Origin of the sequence: Pseudomonas sp. NEEL19 (assembly GCF_028751975.1) — a bacterium.
In the GTDB taxonomy this organism is placed as follows: Bacteria; Pseudomonadota; Gammaproteobacteria; order Pseudomonadales; family Pseudomonadaceae; genus Aquipseudomonas; species Aquipseudomonas juntendi.
On record NZ_CP081491.1, the window covers coordinates 972,562 to 993,715 of the forward strand.

The 21,154-nt window shown below is 63.3% G+C and carries 17 protein-coding genes; 6 read left to right on the forward strand and 11 right to left on the reverse strand.

The features are described 5' to 3' along the window. Positions 1-87: 87 nt before the first annotated feature. On the forward strand, positions 88-1,236 hold the full coding sequence (locus K4A76_RS04375; protein ID WP_009682027.1) for a pyridoxal phosphate-dependent aminotransferase: 1,149 nt from the start codon (positions 88-90) through the stop codon (positions 1,234-1,236). Next, positions 1,224-2,015 (forward strand): amidohydrolase, encoded by a 792-nt coding sequence (locus tag K4A76_RS04380; RefSeq protein WP_029885485.1) that lies wholly within the window; start codon positions 1,224-1,226, stop codon positions 2,013-2,015. The genes K4A76_RS04375 and K4A76_RS04380 overlap by 13 nt, the downstream gene beginning before the upstream one ends. 102 nt (positions 2,016-2,117) lie before the next feature. Here K4A76_RS04380 and K4A76_RS04385 read toward each other — a convergent pair whose 3' ends face one another. Together K4A76_RS04385 and K4A76_RS04390 are read right to left on the reverse strand one after the other, a co-directional pair. Next, positions 2,118-4,673, reverse strand: coding sequence for a PepSY domain-containing protein (locus tag K4A76_RS04385; RefSeq protein WP_274412267.1), 2,556 nt, complete (start codon positions 4,671-4,673; stop codon positions 2,118-2,120). 149 nt (positions 4,674-4,822) lie between these two features. Next, positions 4,823-7,126 (reverse strand): TonB-dependent receptor, encoded by a 2,304-nt coding sequence (locus K4A76_RS04390; RefSeq protein ID WP_274411631.1) that lies wholly within the window; start codon positions 7,124-7,126, stop codon positions 4,823-4,825. Positions 7,127-7,346: 220 nt separating this feature from the next. Here K4A76_RS04390 and K4A76_RS04395 point away from each other — a divergent pair, with 220 nt between their 5' ends. Continuing rightward, positions 7,347-8,027 (forward strand): Fe2+-dependent dioxygenase, encoded by a 681-nt coding sequence (locus K4A76_RS04395; protein ID WP_029885073.1) that lies wholly within the window; start codon positions 7,347-7,349, stop codon positions 8,025-8,027. 2 nt (positions 8,028-8,029) lie between these two features. Further along, complete coding sequence (locus tag K4A76_RS04400) at positions 8,030-8,779, forward strand: tetratricopeptide repeat protein (RefSeq protein ID WP_029885072.1); 750 nt, start codon at positions 8,030-8,032, stop codon at positions 8,777-8,779. 105 nt (positions 8,780-8,884) lie between these two features. On the opposite strand, the gene K4A76_RS04405 is transcribed toward K4A76_RS04400, so the two are convergent. From K4A76_RS04405 to K4A76_RS04425, 5 genes are all read right to left on the reverse strand, one after another. Beyond that, complete coding sequence (locus K4A76_RS04405) at positions 8,885-10,048, reverse strand: type III PLP-dependent enzyme (RefSeq protein ID WP_029885071.1); 1,164 nt, start codon at positions 10,046-10,048, stop codon at positions 8,885-8,887. Positions 10,049-10,554: 506 nt separating this feature from the next. Continuing rightward, complete coding sequence (locus tag K4A76_RS04410) at positions 10,555-11,712, reverse strand: osmoprotectant ABC transporter ATP-binding protein OsmV (RefSeq protein ID WP_054911402.1); 1,158 nt, start codon at positions 11,710-11,712, stop codon at positions 10,555-10,557. After that, positions 11,709-12,362 carry an ABC transporter permease gene (locus K4A76_RS04415; RefSeq protein ID WP_029885069.1) on the reverse strand — a complete coding sequence of 218 codons (654 nt, stop codon included), beginning with the start codon at positions 12,360-12,362 and terminating at the stop codon, positions 11,709-11,711. Before K4A76_RS04415 ends, K4A76_RS04410 begins: the two co-directional genes overlap by 4 nt. Continuing rightward, positions 12,359-13,273, reverse strand: coding sequence for a glycine betaine ABC transporter substrate-binding protein (locus K4A76_RS04420; protein ID WP_274411632.1), 915 nt, complete (start codon positions 13,271-13,273; stop codon positions 12,359-12,361). The genes K4A76_RS04415 and K4A76_RS04420 overlap by 4 nt, the downstream gene beginning before the upstream one ends. 13 nt (positions 13,274-13,286) lie before the next feature. Then, positions 13,287-14,000, reverse strand: coding sequence for an ABC transporter permease (locus K4A76_RS04425; RefSeq protein WP_274411633.1), 714 nt, complete (start codon positions 13,998-14,000; stop codon positions 13,287-13,289). Positions 14,001-14,457: 457 nt separating this feature from the next. Here K4A76_RS04425 and K4A76_RS04430 point away from each other — a divergent pair, with 457 nt between their 5' ends. After that, positions 14,458-16,041, forward strand: coding sequence for a peptide chain release factor 3 (locus K4A76_RS04430; RefSeq protein WP_003248481.1), 1,584 nt, complete (start codon positions 14,458-14,460; stop codon positions 16,039-16,041). A gap of 89 nt (positions 16,042-16,130) precedes the next feature. On the opposite strand, the gene K4A76_RS04435 is transcribed toward K4A76_RS04430, so the two are convergent. From K4A76_RS04435 to K4A76_RS04450, 4 genes are all read right to left on the reverse strand, one after another. After that, on the reverse strand, positions 16,131-17,210 hold the full coding sequence (locus tag K4A76_RS04435; protein WP_110679970.1) for a polyamine ABC transporter substrate-binding protein: 1,080 nt from the start codon (positions 17,208-17,210) through the stop codon (positions 16,131-16,133). Positions 17,211-17,262: 52 nt separating this feature from the next. Next, a complete protein-coding gene (locus K4A76_RS04440; RefSeq protein ID WP_009685143.1) occupies positions 17,263-17,604 on the reverse strand; it encodes a cupin domain-containing protein in 342 nt (113 codons plus the stop codon). Positions 17,605-17,635: 31 nt separating this feature from the next. After that, on the reverse strand, positions 17,636-19,042 hold the full coding sequence (locus K4A76_RS04445; RefSeq protein ID WP_274411634.1) for an NAD(P)/FAD-dependent oxidoreductase: 1,407 nt from the start codon (positions 19,040-19,042) through the stop codon (positions 17,636-17,638). Between the two features lie 64 nt (positions 19,043-19,106). Further along, positions 19,107-19,907, reverse strand: coding sequence for an AraC family transcriptional regulator (locus tag K4A76_RS04450; protein ID WP_009685145.1), 801 nt, complete (start codon positions 19,905-19,907; stop codon positions 19,107-19,109). 211 nt (positions 19,908-20,118) lie between these two features. Between K4A76_RS04450 and K4A76_RS04455 the strand changes: the two genes are divergently transcribed. Next, positions 20,119-21,018, forward strand: a complete 900-nt coding sequence (locus K4A76_RS04455) for a hypothetical protein (RefSeq protein WP_047150133.1) — start codon at positions 20,119-20,121, stop codon at positions 21,016-21,018. The last annotated feature ends 136 nt before the right edge of the window (positions 21,019-21,154 follow it).

A 21,154-nucleotide genomic window follows, 5' to 3' on the forward strand; every position in this document is an offset into this window, starting at 1 on the left:
CAGGCCGCGTTTCTCGCTGCTTTTTCTTGTGGCTTGCAGCTTGAAACTTGTAGCTTATAGCTCTCAGTCCCCAGGAAAGAGGGCTCCATGATCCGCAGCAAGCTGCCGAATGTCGGCACGACCATCTTCACCACCATGTCCCAGCTCGCCGTGCAAACTGGCGCGTTGAACCTGTCGCAGGGGTTTCCCGATTTCAATGGCCCACAGGCACTGCTCGATGCAGTAGGCCGGCATGTGGCCGCCGGGCATAACCAGTACTCGCCGATGACCGGCCTGCCGGCTCTGCGCCAGCAAGTGGCGGCCAAGGTGGAGCGCTTGTACGGGGCGAAGGTGGATGCCGACCAGGAAGTGACCATCACCCCCGGCGCCACCGAGGCGATCTTCTGCGCCATCCAGGCGGTGGTGCATGCCGGTGACGAGGTGATCGTCTTCGATCCGTGCTACGACAGCTACGAGCCTTCGGTGGAACTGGCCGGTGGCCGTTGCGTGCATGTGCAATTGAGCGATGGCGACTTCCGTATCGACTGGCAGAAGTTCAGCGATGCCCTGAGCCCGCGCACGCGCATGGTCATCCTCAATTCACCGCATAACCCCAGCGGCGCCTTGATCACCCGCGAAGACCTCGACCAGCTGGCGCAGCTGATCGCCGACCGGGATATCTACCTGGTCAGCGACGAGGTCTACGAGCACCTGGTCTACGATGGGGTACGCCACGCCAGCGTGCTGGCCCATGCGCAGCTGTACCCGCGCGCCTTCGTGGTCAGTTCGTTCGGCAAGACCTACCACGTCACCGGCTGGAAGACCGGTTACGTGATCGCCCCGCCGGCGCTGAGCGCCGAACTGCGAAAGGTGCACCAGTACGTCAACTTTTGCGGCGTCACCCCGCTGCAGTGTGCGTTGGCCGACTTCATGGCCGAGCACCCGGAGCACATCGATGAGTTACCGGCCTTTTACCAGGCCAAGCGCGACCTGTTCTGCGGCTTGCTGGAGGGTTCGCGATTGCGCTTTACCCGCACGGCGGGCACTTATTTCCAGCTGGTGGACTATTCGCACATACGCCCGGACCTGAATGATGTCGACATGGCGCTGTGGCTGACCCGTGAGCACGGCGTGGCGACCATTCCGGTGTCGGTGTTCTACCAGCAACCCATCCCCGAGCAACGGCTGGTGCGCCTGTGCTTTGCCAAACGAGAGGAGACGCTGCGCCAGGCAGCGGAAAAACTATGCGCGATCTGAGCACATTGCCGAACCTGAAAATCGCCCTGGTGCAGACTACCCTTGCCTGGCATGACCGCGAGGCCAATTACGCGCACTTCGAGGTACTGCTTGAGCAGGCCGGTGAAGTGGACCTGGTGATCCTGCCAGAGATGTTCACCACGGGGTTTTCCATGCAATCGGAAAGCCTGTGCGAGCCTGAGAATGGCCCCACCTACAAATGGCTCAAGGCGCAGGCGAAAAAGTACAACGCGGTGATTACCGGAAGCGTGATCGTGCAGGCGGCCGATGGCAGCCACCGCAACCGGCTGCTGTGGGCGCGCCCGGATGGCGAGATTCTGCACTACGACAAGCGCCATCTGTTCCGCATGGCGGGCGAGCACAAGCATTACACCCCGGGCGAGCGCCAGGTGCAGTTCGAGCTCAAGGGCTGGCGGATTCGCCCGCTGATCTGCTACGACCTGCGCTTCCCGGTATGGAGCCGCGACGCCCAGGACACCGACCTGCTGCTGTACACCGCCAACTGGCCGGCGGCTCGCCGCCAGCACTGGAACCGCCTGTTGCCGGCGCGGGGCATCGAGAACCTGTGCTATGTGGCCGCGGTGAACCGGGTGGGGACGGACGGCAAGGGCTTTGCCTATTCCGGTGACAGCCAGGTGCTGGACTTCCAGGGTGAGAGCCTGCTGAGTGCCGGCGAGGCGGACGGGGTGTTTACTGTGGTGCTGAGTGCGGCGGAGCTGGCGGCGTACCGCACCAAGTTCCCGGCCAACCTGGATGCCGATACCTTCGAGCTGCACTGACAGCAGGGCCGGCCTCTTCGCGGGTAAACCCGCTCCTACAACGACCGATGTCGGAGCGGGTTCACCCGCGAAGAGGCCAGTGCCGGCTACATCAAAGGCTGATCAGTACACATCCCGCCGATACCGCCCATCCTCGATCAGCTGCTGCACAGCGGCCTCCCCAAGAATGCCATTGAGCGTGGCATCCACCCCCGCAGCCATGCCTTGCAGGCTGCCGCAGACATACACACACGCACCCTCTGCCAGCCAACGCTTGAACGCCTCGGCCTGCTGCAGCAACACATCCTGCACATACACCTTTTCGGCTTGATCGCGAGAGAACGCCAGGTCCAGCCGTGCCAGGTCGCCGTTGGCCAGCCAGCCTTGCAGCTCTTCACCACACAACAGGTCATGGGCGCGGTTACGCTCACCGAACAGCAGCCAGTTGCGCTGCTCCCCCGCATTCACCCGCGCCCGTATCAGGCTGCGCAGGCCGGCCAGGCCAGTGCCGTTGCCGATCAGGATCATGGGTGCGGCGTGGCCCGGCAGGTGGAAGCTGCTGTTGCGGCGCAGGCGCAGGCTCAGCGTGCCATTGAGCGGCAGGTACTCGGTCAACCAGCCGGAACCCAGGCCCAGCTGCCCATCGGCGTGGCGCTCCTGGCGTACGATCAACTCGAGCACGCCATCGCTGGCAATCGAGGCGATGGAGTATTCACGGCTGCCAATCGGCACCAGGGCATCGACCAGCGCCTGCGGCTGCAGGCCGATCAGGTGATCACGGCGCGTGGGCAACTGGCGACCGGCCAGCGCCTGGGCCAGGGTTTCACTCAGGCCATTGACCTGCACCGCTGTGGTTGCATCGACCGCCATGCCCTTGAGGAACGCGGCGACCCGCGGTGGACCATTGAGTGGCAGCACCTCCACCAGGTCGCCAGCCTCCCAACTGACCGGGGTTTGCGCTTGCAAGCCGAGCAGGTAGACCGGCCGGCCCTGGCTGCCGGGGTTGAGCAGCTTGCGCTGCACCAGCGTCCAGTTGGCGAAACTTGGGGGTTGCCAGGCGGCCACCGGCTGGGCCCCGGTCAGCTGCGCCAGCGCTTGCTGCCACTGCTGCAGGGCAGCCTGGTCGGCATTGTCCACTTCCACCGGGCTGAACGCGCTGTTGGCCCCGCGCTCGGCGAGCCACGCTTGCAGGCGGCGGGCGAAACCGCAGAAGTGCGGGTACTGGCGATCGCCAAGGGCGAGCAGGGCGTAGCTGAGGTTGTTCAGCGCCCAGGGTTGCCCGAGCACTTTGCGCTCGAAGGCGCGCGCGCTGTCGGGGGCTTCACCGTCGCCGAAGGTGCTGACCACAAACAGTGCGCGGCGGGCCTGGCGCAAGTCTGCCTCACCCAGCTCGGCCAGGGCGCGGACCTGCACCGGCAGGCCGGCTGCCTGCAACTGGCCGGCGCTCTGCCAGGCCAGTTGCTCGGCCAGGCCGCTCTGGCTGGCGAAACCGATCAGCCAGCTGTCGCCGTTGCCACTGTTGCTGGCAACGCTGCCGCGAGCGGCGCGCACCTGGCGCTTCTTGCGGCGGCGGTCGAGGTACAGCAGCCAGCCGGTGACGAAGAACAGCGGCATGGTCAGGCTGGCGATAGTGACGATGATGCGGCCCGGCAGGCCAAAGTATTCACCCACATGCAGGGCGTAGACGCTTTGCAGGAGTTGGGCCTTGAAGGATTTGTCGGTATAGCGCTCCTGGCGCCTGACCTGGCCGGTGGCCGGGTCCAGCACCAGGGTGTTGAAGGCCCGTGGGTGGTCGGCGCTGTCCAGCAGGTAGAACAGGTTGGCCGGCTGGCCGCCTGCCGCTGGCAGGCGCAGGTTGTATGCCGCCAGGCCGGGCCCGGCAGCCTGTTTGAGGCTGGACCAGATGGCATCGTAGTCGACCACCCGCGGCGGCGCATTGGGGTCGACCTTTTGCGGCCCGTGTCGGCCTCGGCCCTCACCGCGTTTTTGCTGCTGGCCAGCGGCCGGCGCATCGGCCAGCAACCTGTTCAGGCCTTCGCGGTACCACTCGTAGGACCAGAACAGCCCGGTCAGGGCAAACAGCAGGTAGAACAGCAGGCACCAGGTGCCGGCCACGGCGTGCAGGTCCCAGTTGAAGGCGCGGCCCTTCTTGGCCCAGTCCAAGGTCAGCCATGTGCGCCAGTTAAGCGCCTTGCGCGGCCAGCGCAGGTACAGGCCGGACAGGCAGAAAAACACCAGCAGCAGGGTGCAAGCGCCCGTGATCTGCCGGCCGGTATCACCCATCGCCAGGAAGCGGTGCAGGGTGAGCATGAGGTTGAAGAAGCCTTGCCCGGCCACTTCGCCCTTGAGCTCGCCGGTGTACGGGTCGGCGTAGCGCAGCAGGCCACGGCGTTCGCCCGGTGCGGGCATGAAGAAGATACGCGCGGCATTGCCTTCGCGCACATCCACCCACAGCATCGATACCTTCTCGTGTTGCTGGGCTTCGACCCGTTGCACCAGCTCGGCTGGCGGCAGTACGCCTTCGGCGCGCACCTCGACCTTCAGCACGTCGGCATTGAAGGCGCGCAGCAGTTCTTCCTGGAACGAGTACAGCGCTCCGGTAATGCCCATCAAGGCCAGCACCAGGCCAGCGGTGATGCCAAAGAACCAGTGCAATTGGAACAGCGTCTTCTTCACCACATCATCACCTTGTGTTTCTGCCGCATGCTGCGCGGCGTGCATTATGCCTTGATACGCAAAAGCCCCGCTCACGGAGATGAACGGGGCCGGGGTGGGTGTTTTTTAGCGTGTTGCGTTTTACCAGCGCCGCCCGGTCAACCCAACCCCTGTCAGAAGTGCACGCTGGTGGTCAGCAATGCCGTGCGCCCAGCCGCCTGGTTGGCGAAGTGGGTGGAGAAGGTCTTGTCGTAGTAAACCTCGTTGGTCAGGTTCTGCACGTTCAATTGCAGGTCGATGTTCTTGGTCAGCTTGTAGGCAGCCATGGCGTCGTAGCGTACGTAGCTGTCGACCATGGTGGTGTTGGCTACGCTGCCGTACACGTCATCCACGTAGAACGCACCGCCGCCCACGGTCAGCTTTGGTGTAATCGCGTAGGTGGTCCACACGCTGGCGCTGTTGTTCGGGGTGTTCGGCAACTGGTTGCCGTCGTTGGCCTTGCCCAGCGGGCCGCCGTCGATCTGGCGGGCCTGCATGTAGGTGTAGCCAGCGAACACTTGCCACTTGGCGGTGATCTTGCCGCTGGCCGACAGTTCGATACCCTGCACGCGGGTTTCGCCGACGTTCTCGTAGCTTGTGGTATCGACCTGAACGCGCGCGTTTTCCTTCTCGGTGCGGAACAGCGCGGCGGTCAGCGACAGGCGCTGGTCGAGCAGGTCCCACTTGGTGCCGATTTCGTAGTTGGTGGTTTCTTCCGGCTCCATGTCGCTGCTCAACAGGTTGCCGGCACGGTCGGTGGTGTTGCCCAGTGGGTTGGCCTCCATGCCTTCGCCCAGCATTGCACCCGGTGGGGTAGCAGAGGTGGCGTAGGACACGTAGACGCTGCCGTTGTCGGCCGGTTTCCATACCAGGCCCAGCTGGCCGGTGACGAACTCGCTGGTATCCTTGCCTTTGGCGGCTACGCCCTTGGCATTGACCACGGTGGCGCCAGCCGCGTCATAGGTGCGGTACTGGGTATCGAAGTGGTCGTAACGCAGGCCCATGTTCACCAGCCATGCAGGCGACAACTCCAGGGTGTTGAATACATACAGGGCGCGGGTGTCGCTCTTGGTGTCGGTGCCGGCGTAGTTGCGGGCGATGCTGCCGTTCCACGGGTCATCCGGGTTCGGGTTGCTCAGCGAGGTGCAGTTGTAGCCGCTGTTGGCGCCGATCAGGCCGGGGTTGCACACGGATGCGTTCAGCCCGGTGTTGGTGTTGACGGTGTAGCTGGAGCGGTCGCTTTCTTCGCGGCTCAGCTCGATGCCGGTGGAGAAGCTGTTTTTCATGCCGCCCAGGTAGAACTCGCCAAACAGGTCGGTCTGGTTGGTGGTGGTGGCGGTGTTGCCAACGCGGGTGTTGGCCCGGCGCCAGACGCTGCCGTTGTTGACGTTGCCCTTGCTGTCGTCCGGTTGGGTGAGGATGTAGTCCTGCATGCTGTTGCCGTGGCGCAGGGTGTTCTTCACGGTCAGCGCGTCGGTAAGGTCGTGTTCGATGGCGAAGGTGGCGATATCCACCCGGCTCTTGCGGAAGTCGCGACCGCTCAGGCCATAGAAGTTGTCGCTGTCGCCGCCATCATCCGGCTTGCTCGGGTGGGCCGAAGTACGGGCAGCGCTGCCAGCCAACGGGATGCTGTACGGGATGCCCGAATCCGGCAGGTCGTCGCTTTCCAGGTGGTAGTAGTCGAGGTTGACGCGGGTCGGCGTGCCCAGGCCGAAGGCCAGCGACGGGGCGATGCCCCAGCGGTCGTAGTTCACCTTGTCGCGGCCTGCGACGTTGCTTTCATGGGTCATCAGGTTCAGGCGGCCGGCCACGGTATCGCTGAATTGGTAGTTACCGTCGAAGGTATAGCGTTGGGTCTGGTCGCTGCCCCAGGTCCAGGCACCGTCCAGCGAGTTGCCCAGGTGCGCGCGCTTGCTCACCAGGTTGATGGTACCGCCCGCTGCCCCGCGGCCACCTACGGCGGAGTTCGGGCCCTTGGCCACTTCAACCGACTCGATGGCGAAGATTTCGCGGGTTTGTGCGCCAGTGTCGCGCACGCCGTCCAGGTAGGTGTCGCCCTGGGCGTCGAAACCGCGAATGAACGGGCGGTCGCCTTGCGGGTTGCCACCTTCGCCGGCGCCGAAGGTAATGCCTGGCACGGTGCGCAACGCGTCTTGCAGGGTCAGGGCGTTGGTATCCTTGATCACCTGTTGCGGGATCACCGTGACCGAGCGCGGGGTGTCCACCAACGGCGCAGTGTACTTCTGCGAAGCTGCGCGCTCGGCTTTGTAGTCGCTGCTGGCCTGCTCAGCCTTGCCGTTCACGCTGGTGGCATCCAGGGTGATGGCACTGCTGGCAGCCGGGTCGGCGGCGTAGGCCGAGGATGCGCCAAGCGCGATGCCTATGGCGCTAACGATCAGACGCGGTGAGCTTACTGCAGATGGTACGGACTGGCGCATTGCTGGAAACCTTCCCCAAGGTGGTGAGGCGGCGGATACTAATGTAAGCGATTGTGACTAACAATTGAGATTCGTTACCATTCGTGAAGAATTTACAATCTTTACAATTTGCCCGTAAGTTTCCAGTCGGCTGAAACGTCGTAAGCGGCGAAAAGGCTTGTGTAGCGCAAAAGGGAATCAATATCATTGGGCCTTTACAGTTCCCGACGGTAACCTTGCCATGCTGCTGCACATCCCAGGCCTGTTCGCCGCTGACGAACTGGCCCGTATTCGCGAGGCCCTGGAGCAGGCTGACTGGGCCGATGGCAAGGTGACTGCCGGCTACCAGTCGGCCAAGGCCAAGCACAACCTGCAACTGCCAGAAGGGCACCCGCTGGCCAAGGAAATCGGCACCGCGCTGATCGACCGCCTGTGGAAGACCCCGCGCTTCCTGTCGGCGGCGTTGCCGCACAAGGTGTTCCCGCCACTGATCAATTGCTACCGCGAGGGCGGCAATTTCGGCTTTCACATCGACAATGCCCTGCGCCAGCCCAAGGGCAGCCCGGAGCGCGTGCGTACCGACCTGTCGTCCACGCTGTTTCTCAGTGACCCGGGCAGCTATGACGGGGGGGAACTGGTCATTCAGGACACCTATGGTGAGCAGCAGGTCAAGCTGGCGGCCGGTGACCTGGTGCTGTACCCCGGCACCAGCCTGCACAAGGTCAACCCGGTCACCCGCGGGCAGCGCTATGCCGCCTTTTTCTGGACCCAGAGCCTGGTGCGTGAGGACAGCCAGCGCGCGCTGCTGTTCGAAATGGACAATGCCATCCAGCAACTGACGGCCGATGTGCCAGAACACCCTGCGCTGCTGCAATTGACGGGCACCTACCACAACCTGCTGCGCCGCTGGGCCGAGGTCTGACCGTGGGCTATCAGTTGCGGCGTGAGGAAGTGCTGGACGTGGCCGGGTTGCGGGCCATGCTTGAGCAAAGCCCGGGCAAGGCGGCCCAGGCCATCCTGGCAGCGGCGGGGCAGGGCGTGGTCGAGGCGCAGTTGCTGCTGGGGCAGATCCTGCTCGATGGGCGCGGGATAGAAGCCGACGCCGAGGTTGCCCGGCGCTGGTTTGCCATTGCCGCGCAAGGTGGCAACGCCATGGCGCATAACATGCTCGGGCGTTGCCTGGAGCATGGCTGGGGCGGTGCGGTAAACCTGGCTCAAGCCGCCGTGCACTATGCCCGCGCCGCCGATGCCGGGCTTGCTTGGGGGCTGTACAACCTGGGTAACCTGCTGGCGACCGGGCGTGGTGTGCCGGCCAACCAGGCGCAGGCGCTGATGTGCTATGAGAAGGCCGCACAGCAGGGGCATGCCAAGTCGATGAACCTGTACGGGCGCTATCTGGAGCAGGGCATTGCCACCGCGCCCAGCCCCGCGCGTGCGGTGCGCTGGTATCGCCGGTCGGCCGAGGCAGGGGATTTTCGCGGCATGTTCAGCCTGGGGCTGGTGCTGGTCGAGCGTGGCCAGGTGGCCGAGGCTGCGCCTTGGCTGGAGCGTGCGCGGGTCGAGGGTAACCTGAACTTCCTGCGTGCGGCGCTGGTGACCCTGCAGGGCGCGGGGCCGGTGCTCATGGCGTTTGCCGCGCGCTATGCCGAGGAAATCGAACGGCGCGAAGCTTGAAGTTGCCTGTGCTGGCCCAATCGCCTGCAAGCCGGCTCCCACCTCGACAGCGCTGATCTCGGCATCTGCACACATGAAAACGGGGCCTCGCGGCCCCGTTGTGCATTACAGGTAGTAGGCCTTCAGCGGCGGGAAGCCGTTGAATTCCACTGCGCTGTAGCTGGTGGTGTAGGCGCCGGTCGACAGCCAGTACAGGCGGTCACCAATGGCCAGGTTCAGCGGCAGGCCGTACTTGTAGTTCTCGTACATGATGTCGGCGCTGTCGCAGGTAGGGCCGGCGATGACCACTTCTTCGGTTTCGCCTTTCTTCTCGGTCCAGATCGGGAACTTGATGGCTTCGTCCATGGTTTCGATCAGGCCGGAGAACTTGCCCACGTCGGTGTAGATCCAGCGCTCGACGGCGGTACGCGACTTGCGTGCAACCAGCACCACTTCGCTGACCAGGATGCCGGCGTTGGCGATCAGCGAACGGCCAGGTTCGAGGATGATTTCCGGCAGCTCGTCACCGAAGTCTTCCTTGAGGAAGCGAATGATTTCTTCGGCGTAGGTTTCCAGGCTGTTGGTACGGGTGATGTAGTTGGCCGGGAAGCCACCGCCCATGTTGATCAGCTTCAGTTCGATGCCGTCTTCTTCCTTCAGGCGCTCGAAGATCACCTTGACCTTGGCGATGGCGGCGTCCCACACGCTGATGTCGCGCTGTTGCGAACCGACGTGGAAGGAGATGCCGTAGGGCACCAGGCCCAGGTCGCGGGCCAGGATCAGCAGGTCCATGGCCATGTCGGTCTGGCAACCGAATTTGCGCGACAGCGGCCAGTCGGCAGTGGTCGAGCCTTCGGTGAGGATGCGCACGTACACTTTCGAGCCCGGGGCGGCCTTGGCGATGTTGCGCAGGTCGGCTTCGGAGTCGGTGGCATACAGGCGCACGCCCTTCTCGTAGAAGTAGCGGATGTCCTTGGACTTCTTGATGGTGTTGCCATAGCTGATGCGGTCAGCGCTGACGCCGCGGCCCAACACCTTGTCCAGCTCGTAGATCGAGGCGATGTCGAAGCTCGAACCTTTCTCCTTGAGCAGGTCGATGATCTCGACAGCCGGGTTGGCCTTCACCGCATAGTAGACCTTGGCGAATTCGAAACCCGCGCGCAGGTCGTCGTAGGCCTGGCTGATCATCTGGGTATCGATGAGTACGAACGGGGTTTCCTGCTTGTCGGCGAACGCCTTCATTTTCTGGAAGGTATCACGCGCGAAATAGTCTTCGACCTGGATCGACATGCTCAGGGACTCCATGGGCAAACTGAAAGATTAAGTGGCTGCAAACTGAACGTCCTCCGTATCCCCACTTTGGTTCGCCTACTCAGTACTTGAGCCGGATGGATCGTTTCCAGCATGGACGTTCGGCGCGCACTTTAGGGCGTGAAGAATGCAGAATCAACAGGCAATCCTGGCGTGATCGGCGTTGATCGGCCACCTGTCGTTTGAATAAACGACTCATATGACCGGCTGATGTTCCCGGTGGTGTTTCAAGCGTAAAAAATTGTGGAATGGACCACGTCGGCTCATGTGCGGTTGAAGCCGCTGCTACAGGGTTTTGACCTACCCTGTGGCAGCAGCCTGATGCCCCATTGCACCGGAGGTGTTCATATTTATGGCCACGCTTTTCTGGTACCCACGTACCGAAAATCGCGCATAAATTTTTTGTTACCGACCAACGGATGCGACGTTTCAGGTGCGTGAAACCCCGTATCCGCACCTAGCTGCGCATCAGTAGGCAGCGCTCATCACGATGCCACCGCCTCGGCCGGGGAGACGATGCTGGTCTTGGCGCCGCGCGAGCGGCCGGAACTCAGGTACGCCGCAATCGACTCCTGTGTCACCTCGCCGAGGAACACCTGCTCGGCATCCAGCACCGGCAACCACGCCCGGTTGAACTCGTACATGCGCGACAGCAGGATGCGCAGGTGCTCGTCGTGCGAGGCGGTGGCATTGAACGGGCGCAGGAAGTCACCACAGGTGCCCTGCTGGCGGTGCATGTCTCGCCGGCGTACATAGCCCAGGGCCTTGTTCTGCGCGTCGGTGACCACCACGTAGCGGCGGTCGTGCTCGTCGAGCAGTTCCAGCGCATCGCTTACCGGCGTTTCCGGGCTGACCGCCGGGGCGTTGTCTGCCGCATCTTCTGCGCGCACCAGCAGCAGGCGCTTGAGGGTGCTGTCCTGGCCTACGAAGTTGCTCACGAACTCGTCTGCCGGGTGCGCCAGCAGGGTGTCCGGGTGGTCCAGCTGCAGCAGCTTGCCGGCCCGGAAGATGGCAATCTTGTCGCCGAGCTTGATCGCTTCGTCGATGTCGTGGCTGACCATGATCACGGTCTTGTTCAGCGCCCGTTGCATTTCGAAGAATTCGTTCTGGATCATTTCACGGTTGATCGGGTCGACCGCGCCGAACGGCTCGTCCATCAACAGCACCGGCGCATCGGCCGCCAACGCGCGGATCACGCCGATACGCTGCTGCTGGCCACCGGAAAGCTCGCGCGGGTAGCGTTGCAGGTACTGTTTGGGCTCGAGCTTGATCATGTGCATCAGTTCGCGGGCGCGTTCGTGGCATTTCTGCTTGTCCCAGCCGAGCAGGCGCGGCACCACGGTGATGTTCTCTTCGATGGTCATGTTGGGGAACAGGCCGATCTGCTGGATCACATAGCCGATGTGCCGGCGCAGGGTCACTTCGTCCAGCCCGGTGGTGTCCTCGCCATTGATGAACACCTGGCCCGAGGTTGGCGTGATCAGGCGGTTGATCATTTTCAGCGTGGTGCTTTTGCCGCAGCCCGATGGGCCGAGGAACACGCAGATTTCCCCTTCGTTGACGGTGAGGCTTACCGCGTCGACGGCTTTGACGTCCTTGCCGTTGACGTTGAAGGTTTTGCTGAGGTTCTTCAGTTCGATCATGAGCGCAGTCCTTCTGGAGTCAGGGCACGTTGCAGGGTTTGCAGCAGCAGGTCGGCGATGATGGCCAGCAGGCTGACCAGTACCGCGCCGACCAGCAGCATCGACATGTCGCTGCGGCTGATGGAGGTCAGGATCAGCACGCCAAGGCCGCCGGCGCCGATGGTGGCGGCAATGGTCATGACGCCGATGTTCATCACCACGGCGGTACGCACGCCGGCGAGGATCACCGGCACGGCGATGGGCAGCTCGACCATGCGCAGGCGCTGGCCGAAGGTCATGCCGATGCCGCGCGCGGCTTCGCGGATGCCGGGTTCGACATTGGTCAGGGCCAGGTAGGTGTTGCGCATGATCGGCAACAGCGAATACAGGAACACGGCGGTAATCGCCGGTAGCGGCCCGAGGCCTTGTCCGAATTTGGAGTAAAGCGGCAGCAACAGGCCGAACAGGGCAATCGACGGGATGGTCAGCAGTACCGTGGCGCTGGCCTGCAGCGGGCCGGCCAGGGCCGGGAAGCGGGTCATGAGGATGCCCAGCGGCACGCCCACCAGAATCGCCAGGCCCACGGCCACACCGACCAGCATGATGTGTTGGCCGGTCAGGTTCAGTACCTGGGCCCAGTCGAGGTGGTTGAAGGTATCGATCAGGTTCATGGCTGGCCCTCGCTGGTCAGTGGGTGATCGCGCAGGAAGGCGGCGGCCACGGCGGTCGGGTTCTGGTGCTCGACATCGACCTTGGCGTTGAGCTGGCGCATGGTTTCATCGTCCAGTTGCTCGGCCAACGGTTTGAGCAGCCCCGCCAGCTGCGGGTTGGCGTCGAGCACGGCCTTGCGCACCACCGGCGCGGCCGTGTAGTCAGGGAAGTAGTGCTTGTCGTCTTCCAGCAGCTTCAGGTTGAAGGCGCTCAGGCGGCCATCGGTGGTGTACACCAGGCCGGCGAACACCTGGTTGTTGCGCATGGCGGTGTAGACCAGGCCCGCGTCCATCTGGCGGATGTTGGCGCGGCCCAGTTGCAGGTCGTACATCGCATTCAGGCCGACCAGGCCATCGGGGCGGTTGGCGAACTCGGTGTCCAGTGCCACCAGGTGCTTGCGCTCGCTTTCGTCACGCAGTACCTGGTTGAGGTCGCTGATGCTGTTGACCTGCGGATAGGCCTCGGCCACTTGCTTGGGCAGGCCCAAGGCGTAGGTGTTGCTGAACTTCGACGGGGTCAGCCAGACCAGGCCCTTTTTCGCGTCCAGCGCCTTGACCTTGGCGTAGGTGGCTTCGGCGCTGGGCATGCGTTCTTCGATGTGGTTGTACGACACCAGCGATACGCCGGTGTATTCCCACATCAGGTCGAGCTGGCCGGTTTCCTGGGCCTGGCGCGCGATGTTGCTACCCAGGCCGGTGGTGACGCGCACGTCGAAACCGTTGGCACGCAGGTACTGCGCGGTGATTTCGGCCAGTACGGTCTGTTCGGTGAACACCCGCGCGCCGATGCGGATCTGGGGCTTTTCCGCTGCCTGGGCAAATCCTGCGAACAGCAGGGCCGCGCCCAGCAGCAAGGCGATTGTTTTCTTCATGCGTTCCCTATCCTTAGTGGGCCAGGCCACGTTCCAGCCAGCGCTTGCTGGAGAAACTCACCGCCGCGTCCAGTAGCAGGGCCAGCAGTGCGGTACAGGCGGCCCCCAGCAGCAGCTGGGGCTGGTTGTTCAGGGCGATGCCGGGGAAGATCAGGCTGCCCAGGCTATTGGCGCCAATCAAGAATGCCAGCGGTGCGGTGCCCACGTTCAAGGCCAGGGCCACGCGAACACCGCCGACAATGATTGGCACGGCGTTGGGCAGCTCGACCTGCCACAGTTGCTGGCGTGGGGTCATGCCAATGCCCGTGGCGGCTTCCTTGAGCGAGGCGGGGACGTTTTTCAGGCCTTCGTAGGTGTTGCGCACGATGGGCAGGAGGGAGGCGAGGAACAGTGCGAAGATCGCCGGCCCGGCGCCGATGCCCAGGATACTCAGGGCGATGGCCAGAACGGCCAGGGGGGGGATGGTATTGCCAACGTTGAAGAACTGCATGAAGCGCTCGGCTTTGTCGACCCGGTGCGGCCGACTGAGCGCAATGCCGGCGGGGATGCCCACGGCCAGTGCCGCCGCCATCGAAGCCAGCACCAGTATCAGGTGCGCTTGCAGGTAGAACCCAAGATCGTCGCGATACCGCGCGATCGTGTCGATGCCGATCCAGTGGACCAGCAGGGCCAGGATGACGAGCACGGCGGCCCATCCCAACAGCCCTTTACCGTAGCGTTTAGCCACAGGCAGACTCCTTGTGTTGTCGGCGAGCACACTTCTTGGTTGCCGGCCAGGGGTGGCGGCGGGTGGTGTGTTCGCGAGTAGCAGTCAGATGCAAACCGAAGGCTGCGATCTGGCCATGAGCCGAACCCCGTCGGGCCCGAAAATGCTGATGAAACCAGCCCTCAACCGAAGCGGGTTGCAGGGGAGTGGACGTCTCCAAGGCCCTAAAGGTTCCCATTTGAGGCGGCATTTGGCCAGCGTTAATCACTGGGGGAATGCAAATCTGGCGAGAGAAAACAGCGGCTTAGCGCGCTGCAGGCGTTGAAATAACTGCCCTGTGGCCATTTGTCGTGATAAAGCGATTGTGTGGTGAATCTGCTGGGCCGGACCTGCAACCCCTGCATCAGCAGATTTTGGTCCCCGCCCAACTTCAGGTATGATATCGCCCCTTTCAAATCCCCCAGTCAGGCGATTTCCCATGACCAACCAGGCCGCCGAAGTCGCGAAGCGCCGCACTTTCGCAATCATTTCCCACCCCGACGCCGGTAAGACCACCATCACCGAAAAGCTGCTGCTGATGGGCAAGGCCATTGCCGTCGCCGGTACCGTGAAGTCGCGCAAGTCCGACCGCCATGCCACCTCCGACTGGATGGAAATGGAGAAGCAGCGCGGCATCTCCATCACCACCTCGGTGATGCAGTTCCCGTACCGCGAGCACATGATCAACCTGCTCGACACCCCCGGCCACGAAGACTTCTCTGAAGACACCTACCGCACCCTGACCGCAGTGGACTCGGCGCTGATGGTGCTGGACGGCGGTAAGGGTGTAGAGCCGCGGACCATCGCCCTGATGGACGTCTGCCGCCTGCGCGACACGCCCATCGTCAGCTTCATCAACAAACTCGACCGTGACATTCGCGACCCTATCGAACTGCTCGACGAGATCGAGGCGGTTCTGAAGATCAAGGCCGCGCCGATCACCTGGCCGATCGGTTGCTACCGTGACTTCAAGGGCGTGTACCACCTCACCGGTGACTACATCGTGGTGTACACCCCTGGCCACGGCCATGAGCGCACCGAGGCCAAGATCATCCAGAAGCTGGACTCCGACGAGGCCCGTGCGCACCTGGGTGACCAATACGATTCGTTCGTCGAGCAACTGGAGCTGGTGCAGGGTGCTTGCCACGAGTTCAACCAGGAAGAGTTCATCAATGGCCAGCTGACCCCGGTGTTCTTCGGTACGGCACTCGGTAACTTCGGTGTCGACCACGTGCTTGATGCGGTAGTCGACTGGGCGCCGCGGCCGCTGGGGCGTGTGGCCCACGAACGTACCGTAGAGCCGGTCGAAGAGAAGTTCACCGGTTTCGTGTTCAAGATCCAGGCGAACATGGACCCGAAACACCGCGACCGTATCGCGTTCATGCGCATCTGCTCGGGCAAGTACGAAAAGGGCATGAAGATGCGCCACGTGCGCCTGAACAAGGACCTGCGTATCGGCGATGCGCTGACCTTCTTCTCCTCCGAGCGTGAGCAACTGGAAGAGGCCTTTGCCGGCGACATCATCGGCCTGCACAACCACGGCACCATCCAGATCGGTGACACCTTCACCGAAGGCGAGGCCCTGGGCTTTACCGGTATCCCGCACTTCGCCCCGGAGCTGTTCCGCCGTGTGCGCCTGAAGGACCCGCTGAAGTCCAAGCAGCTGCGCCAAGGCTTGCAGCAGCTGGCGGAAGAGGGTGCCACGCAGGTGTTCTTCCCGGAGCGCAGCAACGACATCATCCTGGGTGCTGTCGGTGTGCTGCAGTTCGACGTGGTCGCCAGCCGCCTGAAGGAAGAGTACAAGGTCGAGTGCGCCTACGAGCCGATCACCGTATGGTCGGCCCGCTGGATCAGCTGCGACGACAAGAAAAAGCTCGAGGAATTCCAGACCAAGGCCATGGAAAACCTGGCCATCGATGGTGGCGGCCACCTCACTTACCTGGCGCCGACCCGGGTCAATCTGGCGCTGATGGAAGAACGCTGGCCGGACATCAAGTTCCGCGCTACCCGCGAGCACCACTGACTACTGGATTTGGGGCTGCCTTGCAGCCCTTCGCGGGCAATCACTGTGGGAGCGGGCGTGCCCGCGAAGGGCCGCAAAGCGGCCCCATTTCAATTCCCGGCCTTGATACTGGTCCAGATCCGCGTCCTGATACGGTCGATCTTGGCCGGCATCGCCTCCAGCGCATACAGCTTGCCCATCACGGCCTCGCTCGGGTAAATCATCGCGTTGTCCTTCAGCGCAGGGTCCACCAGCCCGTCCGCCTTGAGGTTGCCGTTGGCATACTGCACATGGTTGCTGATGTTGGCCATCACCTCCGGCTGCAGCAGGTAGTTCATGTAGGCATAGCCAGCCTTTTCATCTGGCGCATCGGCCGGCATGGCCACCATGTCGAACCACAAGGGCGCGCCTTCCTTGGGTATCGAATAGCCCACCTTGACGCCGTTGTGCGCCTCTTCGGCGCGGTTCTTCGCCTGCAGCACATCCCCCGAGAAGCCCACCACCACGCAGACATCGCCGTTGGCCAGGTCGCCAGTGTATTTCGAGGAGTGGAAGTAGCTGATGTAGGGCCGTACCTGCATCAACAGCGCCTTGGCCTTGTCGTAGTCTGCCGGGTTCTGGCTGTGGTGCGGCAGGCCCAGGTAGTGCAGGGCAATCGGCAGCAGCTCGGGGCCGTTGTCCAGCACCGCTACACCGCAGCTTTTCAGCTTGCTCATGTACTCGGGCTTGAAGATCAGGTCCCACGAGTCCAGCGGCGCGTTGTCGCCCAGTACCGCCTTGACCTTGTCGATGTTGTAGCCGATTCCGGTGCTGCCCCACAGGTAGGGGAAACCGTACTGGTTGCCCGGGTCATTCACCTCCAGCGCCTTGAGCAGCACCGGGTTGAGGTTCTGCCAGTTGGGCAGCTGCGACTTGTCCAGGCGTTTCAAAGCCTTGCCCTGGATCTGCCGGGCCATGAAGTGGTTGGAAGGGAACACCACGTCGTAGCCGGAGTTGCCGGTCATCAGCTTGCCGTCGAGGGTTTCGTTGCTGTCATACACGTCGTAGGTGGGCACGATGCCAGTGGCTTGCTGGAAATTTTTCAGCGTGTCGGGTGCCACGTAGCTGGACCAGTTGTAGATTTTCACCGTTTCGGCGGCACTGGCCACACTGGCGGCCAGCATCAAGGGTGCAAGAAGGCGTGTGCGCATGTCGGGGTTACCTTGCTTTGTCTGTTGTTATCGAAGGCAGGCGATCAGCGGATCAGAAAATCAGTACGTAGGTCTTGCGCACGGTCTCCTGGATGTCCCAGGTGCCGGTGCTATTGGCCGGTAGCATCAATGCGTCTCCGGCTTCTATAAGCAGGGGCTCGCCACCGTCGGGGGTGAAGGTGCAGCGGCCCTTGATGAAATGGCAGAACTCCTGTTGCACGATCTGCCGCCGCCAACGCCCGGGGGTGCACTCCCAGATACCGGTTTCGACGCCGTCGTCGCGTTCCACGCTGGTGACCGAAGCCACCGCCACGGGTTCGCCGAGCGGCACCGCTACCGGGCTGGCGCTAGCCAGTGCAACGCTGTCGGTATTCTTGAACTGGGTGATGCGCATGACCGGTGGATCCTGTGTTGGGGAAAGGGAATCAGTGCATGAAGCCTTCCATGAAGTCCGCGAGCGAGCTGGCCAGGCGCCGCCTCCAAGGCGCGCTGGCGGGGTTGGCGAGGGTCCGGTCCTCGTTGACGAAGCTCTGGATGATTGCGTTGTAGCCCAGCCAGCGGCAGGGCTCGGGCGGCCAGCTGGCCAGGCTTGAAACCGGGCGGTTGTCGAGCACCCACGGTTGCGCCGTCAGCGCGTTGTGCTGGTTGAGGATCAGTGCCGCCAGGGTCCGCCCGCCCAGGTTGGTGGCGCCAACGCCTTCGCCGCCGTAACCGCCGGCCAGGGCGATGCCGCGCTGGCGGTCGCAGAGCATGTGTGGGCGGAAGCGCCGCGCCATGCCAAGGTTGCCACCCCACGAATGGGTGATACGCGCATGCTTTAGCTGTGGGAAGAGTTCGCTGAACAGGTAGCGGCGCAGCTCGATTTCATGTTCGTCGAGGTTGAAGTTTTCACGCAGGCGGCCGCCGAAGCGGTACCCGCCCCGGGCGCCGAATACCAGCCGGTTGTCGGCCGTGCGCTGGCCATAGGTGACCTGGCGGCTGCTTTCGCTGAAGGCCTGGCCCTGGCTCAGGCCGATCTGTTCCCAGGTCGCCTCGGGAAGTGGCTCGGTGGCCACCAGCAGGCTCTGCACCGGCAGTTGGTGTTTGCCCAGCGGTGGCAGGCTGGCGGCGTAGCCCTCCACGGCGGGCACTACCCATTGGCAGCGAATGCGCGCCAGCGGTGTACGCACCTCACCCGGTTGCCAGTCGATGGCTGGGGTGTTTTCGTAGATCGGTACACCCAGCGCTTCCAGCGCCCGGGCCAGGCCACGGGCGAGCATGGCCGGCTGAATGGTCGCCGTGTGCGGGCTGTAGATCGCGCCATAGGCGTTGCTGACCCGTAGCTGCGCGTCAAGCTGTTCGGGGCGCAACCAACGGTAGTCCTCTTCGGTCATGCCCTGGCGGTACAGGTCGTCGAGGTAGGCGCGCAGGCTGCGTTCCTGTTCCGGGTAGCGCGCGGCGCAGTACAGCACGCCGCCTTTGCGGTAGTGGCAGTCGATGCCTTCGCGCTGCAGCACGCTGTGCACCTCGTCCGGAATCCCGTGCAGCAGGTCGATGCTGGCGCGGCGCTGCTGCGGTGACAGGCTGGCGAGCAGGCGGTCTTCGCCGAGCAGGTTGCCCATCAGCCAGCCACCGTTGCGCCCAGAGGCGCCGAAACCGGCGATGTTGGCATCAATCAGTGCAATGTTCAGCTGGGGTGCCTGGCGCTTGAGGTAGTAGGCGGTCCATAGCCCGGTGTAGCCCGCGCCGATGATGCACACATCCGCGTCCAGGTCGTCGCGCAGGACCGGGCGGGCGCACAGCGGCTCGTCGAGCTGGTCCATCCACAGGCTGAGCGTGCGCAGGGGTTGCATCGGGTTCGGCTCCACGTCCGTCAAGGTCTGTGGCCGATCCTAGTCGGGCGAGTGGGCGGCTGTCTTACGTGCGTGCACGCAGGGAAATTTGCTTCAGGTAGGCCTTGGGTGTGAGCCCGGTGTGTTCACGGAAGCACTTGTAGAACGCCGACAGCGAATTGAAGCCAGCGTTGAACGCCAGGTCATCGATGGGTGTTCCGGCGCTGTTGTCATCAAGGCTGGCCATCAGGTGCTGCAGACGCGCCTGGTTGACGTAGCGGTAGAAGCTTTGCCCAAGCACCTGGTTCAGCAGGTAGGAAATCTGGTTGCGGCTGTAGCCACTGGCATCGGCAACTTGCTGCAGATCCAGTTCAGGGTCCAGGTAGGGGCGTTGGCGCTGAAAATAGTGTTCCAGGTCCTGGGCCATGGTCGACAGCTGCCGCGGTGACAGGCCCAGGCGGCTGGTGGCTGGCCGCGCGCCGCCGGTGCCCGCGGTGTTGCCGTGCTGGCGCACCAGGGTCGCATATTCGTTGACCCGCCAGATCAGGCCGTCCCTCACGGTAATTGCCTCGCTGGACTGAAACGCCACCAGGCCATCGCCGCCCTGCACCGTAACCTGGTACTGGATGAACGCGGTGCAGCCATCGACGCGGATACGGTCACTGTGGACGATGTCTTCGCCGGCTTCGTGGGGTAGGCAGGCGCGCACGTAGTCGCGCAGTTCGCGATAGCCCAGCACGCGGTTCTGGAAGAAGTCGTGATACTGGACATCGGGGTGATAAAGCGCCATCACGCCGTCGAGGTCACGGTGCTTCCAGCACAGGTGGTAGCGCAGCACGGTCTCGGCGGTGAGTGGGGTCTGGGCGGGGTCATCGGGGAGCGTCATGGCTGGATCATGCCTTGCCGGCCAGGCCATCACAAGAATGCAGAACACCTGATGGATAGGGCGCTTTCGCGCATTTTGCACGGTTCAGCAGGCGGCCAGCGAGCTAAGACACTGATTTATATGGGTGTCATTTTTTGTCACATCTGGCACAGCTACTGCAAAGGTTACTGCGCGAATGGAATTCTCGCTAACAACATAAGGCGCACACATCATGATCACCTCTGCCGACTACCCCGCTGTCGATACGCAAAGCCGTTCAGGTGTTTCCTGGGCGGCGATCTTCGCTGGCGCGGCTGCTGCCGCATCCGTTTCCCTCATCCTTGTGGTGCTGGGCGCGGGGTTGGGCTTCGCCGCCACCTCGCCTTGGGCTGACGAAGGGGCGAGTGCCAAAGCCCTGGGCGTTTCTACCATTGTCTGGCTGCTGCTCACTCAGATCATCGCATCGGGCATGGGCGGCTACATTGCCGGCCGGCTGCGGGTGAAGTGGGCGAACCTGCACGGTGACGAGGTGTACTTCCGCGATACCGCGCATGGCTTCCTGTCGTGGGCAGTTGCCACCCTGGTCGCCGCCATGCTGGTGCTGGGCGCGGCGGGCAACCTGGTAGGGGCCGGGGCCAGCGCTGCGTCGCAAGCGGCCACGGTGTCTGCTGCCGCAGGTGCATCGGCGGCTACCGGCAGCAACAATGACTCGATGGGGTACTTCGTCGACAGCCTGTTCCGCGGTGACGGCCCGGCGCCAGTCAGCGAAGACGCTGCCAATGGGGTTGCCGCGCGCATTCTGGCCAAGGGCATTGCCGGGGACGGCGCACTGCCTCCTGAGGACCGTACCTACCTGGCCCAGTTGGTGGCGCAGCGTACCCGCCTGACCCAGGCCGAAGCCGAAGCCCGTGTGGACCAGGTAATGGCTCAGGTGCAACAGCTGAAAACCGATGCCAAGCAAGCGGCCGATACTGCCGCCAAGGTAGCTGCCTGGACTGCCCTCTGGACCTTCGTCGCGCTGCTGTGCGGCGCCTTCATCGCCAGCGTCGCGGCCCTGTATGGCGGTCGCCTGCGCGACCGCGTGCAGTGGCTGGAAGGCGACTACGTCACTACCCGCACCGTTCAACGTTAAGCAAGGAGAATTACCATGCGCTCGATATTGCTGTGGATGCTTGGAGTACCGATTCCCGTGATCATCCTGATTGCACTGTTCATGCACTGACAGCAAAGGGCGGCCCAGGCCGCCCTTTGCTATTGCCACCGTTGAC

Bases quoted from the DNA above. Each gene is read 5' to 3' on its own strand.
- K4A76_RS04375 (WP_009682027.1), top strand. From the start codon at position 88: ATGATCCGCAGCAAGCTGCCGAATGTCGGCACGACCATCTTCACCACC.
- K4A76_RS04380 (WP_029885485.1), top strand. From the start codon at position 1,224: ATGCGCGATCTGAGCACATTGCCGAACCTGAAAATCGCCCTGGTGCAG.
- K4A76_RS04390 (WP_274411631.1), bottom strand. From the start codon at position 7,126: ATGCGCCAGTCCGTACCATCTGCAGTAAGCTCACCGCGTCTGATCGTT.
- K4A76_RS04395 (WP_029885073.1), top strand. From the start codon at position 7,347: ATGCTGCTGCACATCCCAGGCCTGTTCGCCGCTGACGAACTGGCCCGT.
- K4A76_RS04405 (WP_029885071.1), bottom strand. From the start codon at position 10,048: ATGTCGATCCAGGTCGAAGACTATTTCGCGCGTGATACCTTCCAGAAA.
- K4A76_RS04410 (WP_054911402.1), bottom strand. From the start codon at position 11,712: ATGATCGAACTGAAGAACCTCAGCAAAACCTTCAACGTCAACGGCAAG.
- K4A76_RS04415 (WP_029885069.1), bottom strand. From the start codon at position 12,362: ATGAACCTGATCGATACCTTCAACCACCTCGACTGGGCCCAGGTACTG.
- K4A76_RS04420 (WP_274411632.1), bottom strand. From the start codon at position 13,273: ATGAAGAAAACAATCGCCTTGCTGCTGGGCGCGGCCCTGCTGTTCGCA.
- K4A76_RS04430 (WP_003248481.1), top strand. From the start codon at position 14,458: ATGACCAACCAGGCCGCCGAAGTCGCGAAGCGCCGCACTTTCGCAATC.
- K4A76_RS04435 (WP_110679970.1), bottom strand. From the start codon at position 17,210: ATGCGCACACGCCTTCTTGCACCCTTGATGCTGGCCGCCAGTGTGGCC.
- K4A76_RS04440 (WP_009685143.1), bottom strand. From the start codon at position 17,604: ATGCGCATCACCCAGTTCAAGAATACCGACAGCGTTGCACTGGCTAGC.
- K4A76_RS04445 (WP_274411634.1), bottom strand. From the start codon at position 19,042: ATGCAACCCCTGCGCACGCTCAGCCTGTGGATGGACCAGCTCGACGAG.
- K4A76_RS04450 (WP_009685145.1), bottom strand. From the start codon at position 19,907: ATGACGCTCCCCGATGACCCCGCCCAGACCCCACTCACCGCCGAGACC.
- K4A76_RS04455 (WP_047150133.1), top strand. From the start codon at position 20,119: ATGATCACCTCTGCCGACTACCCCGCTGTCGATACGCAAAGCCGTTCA.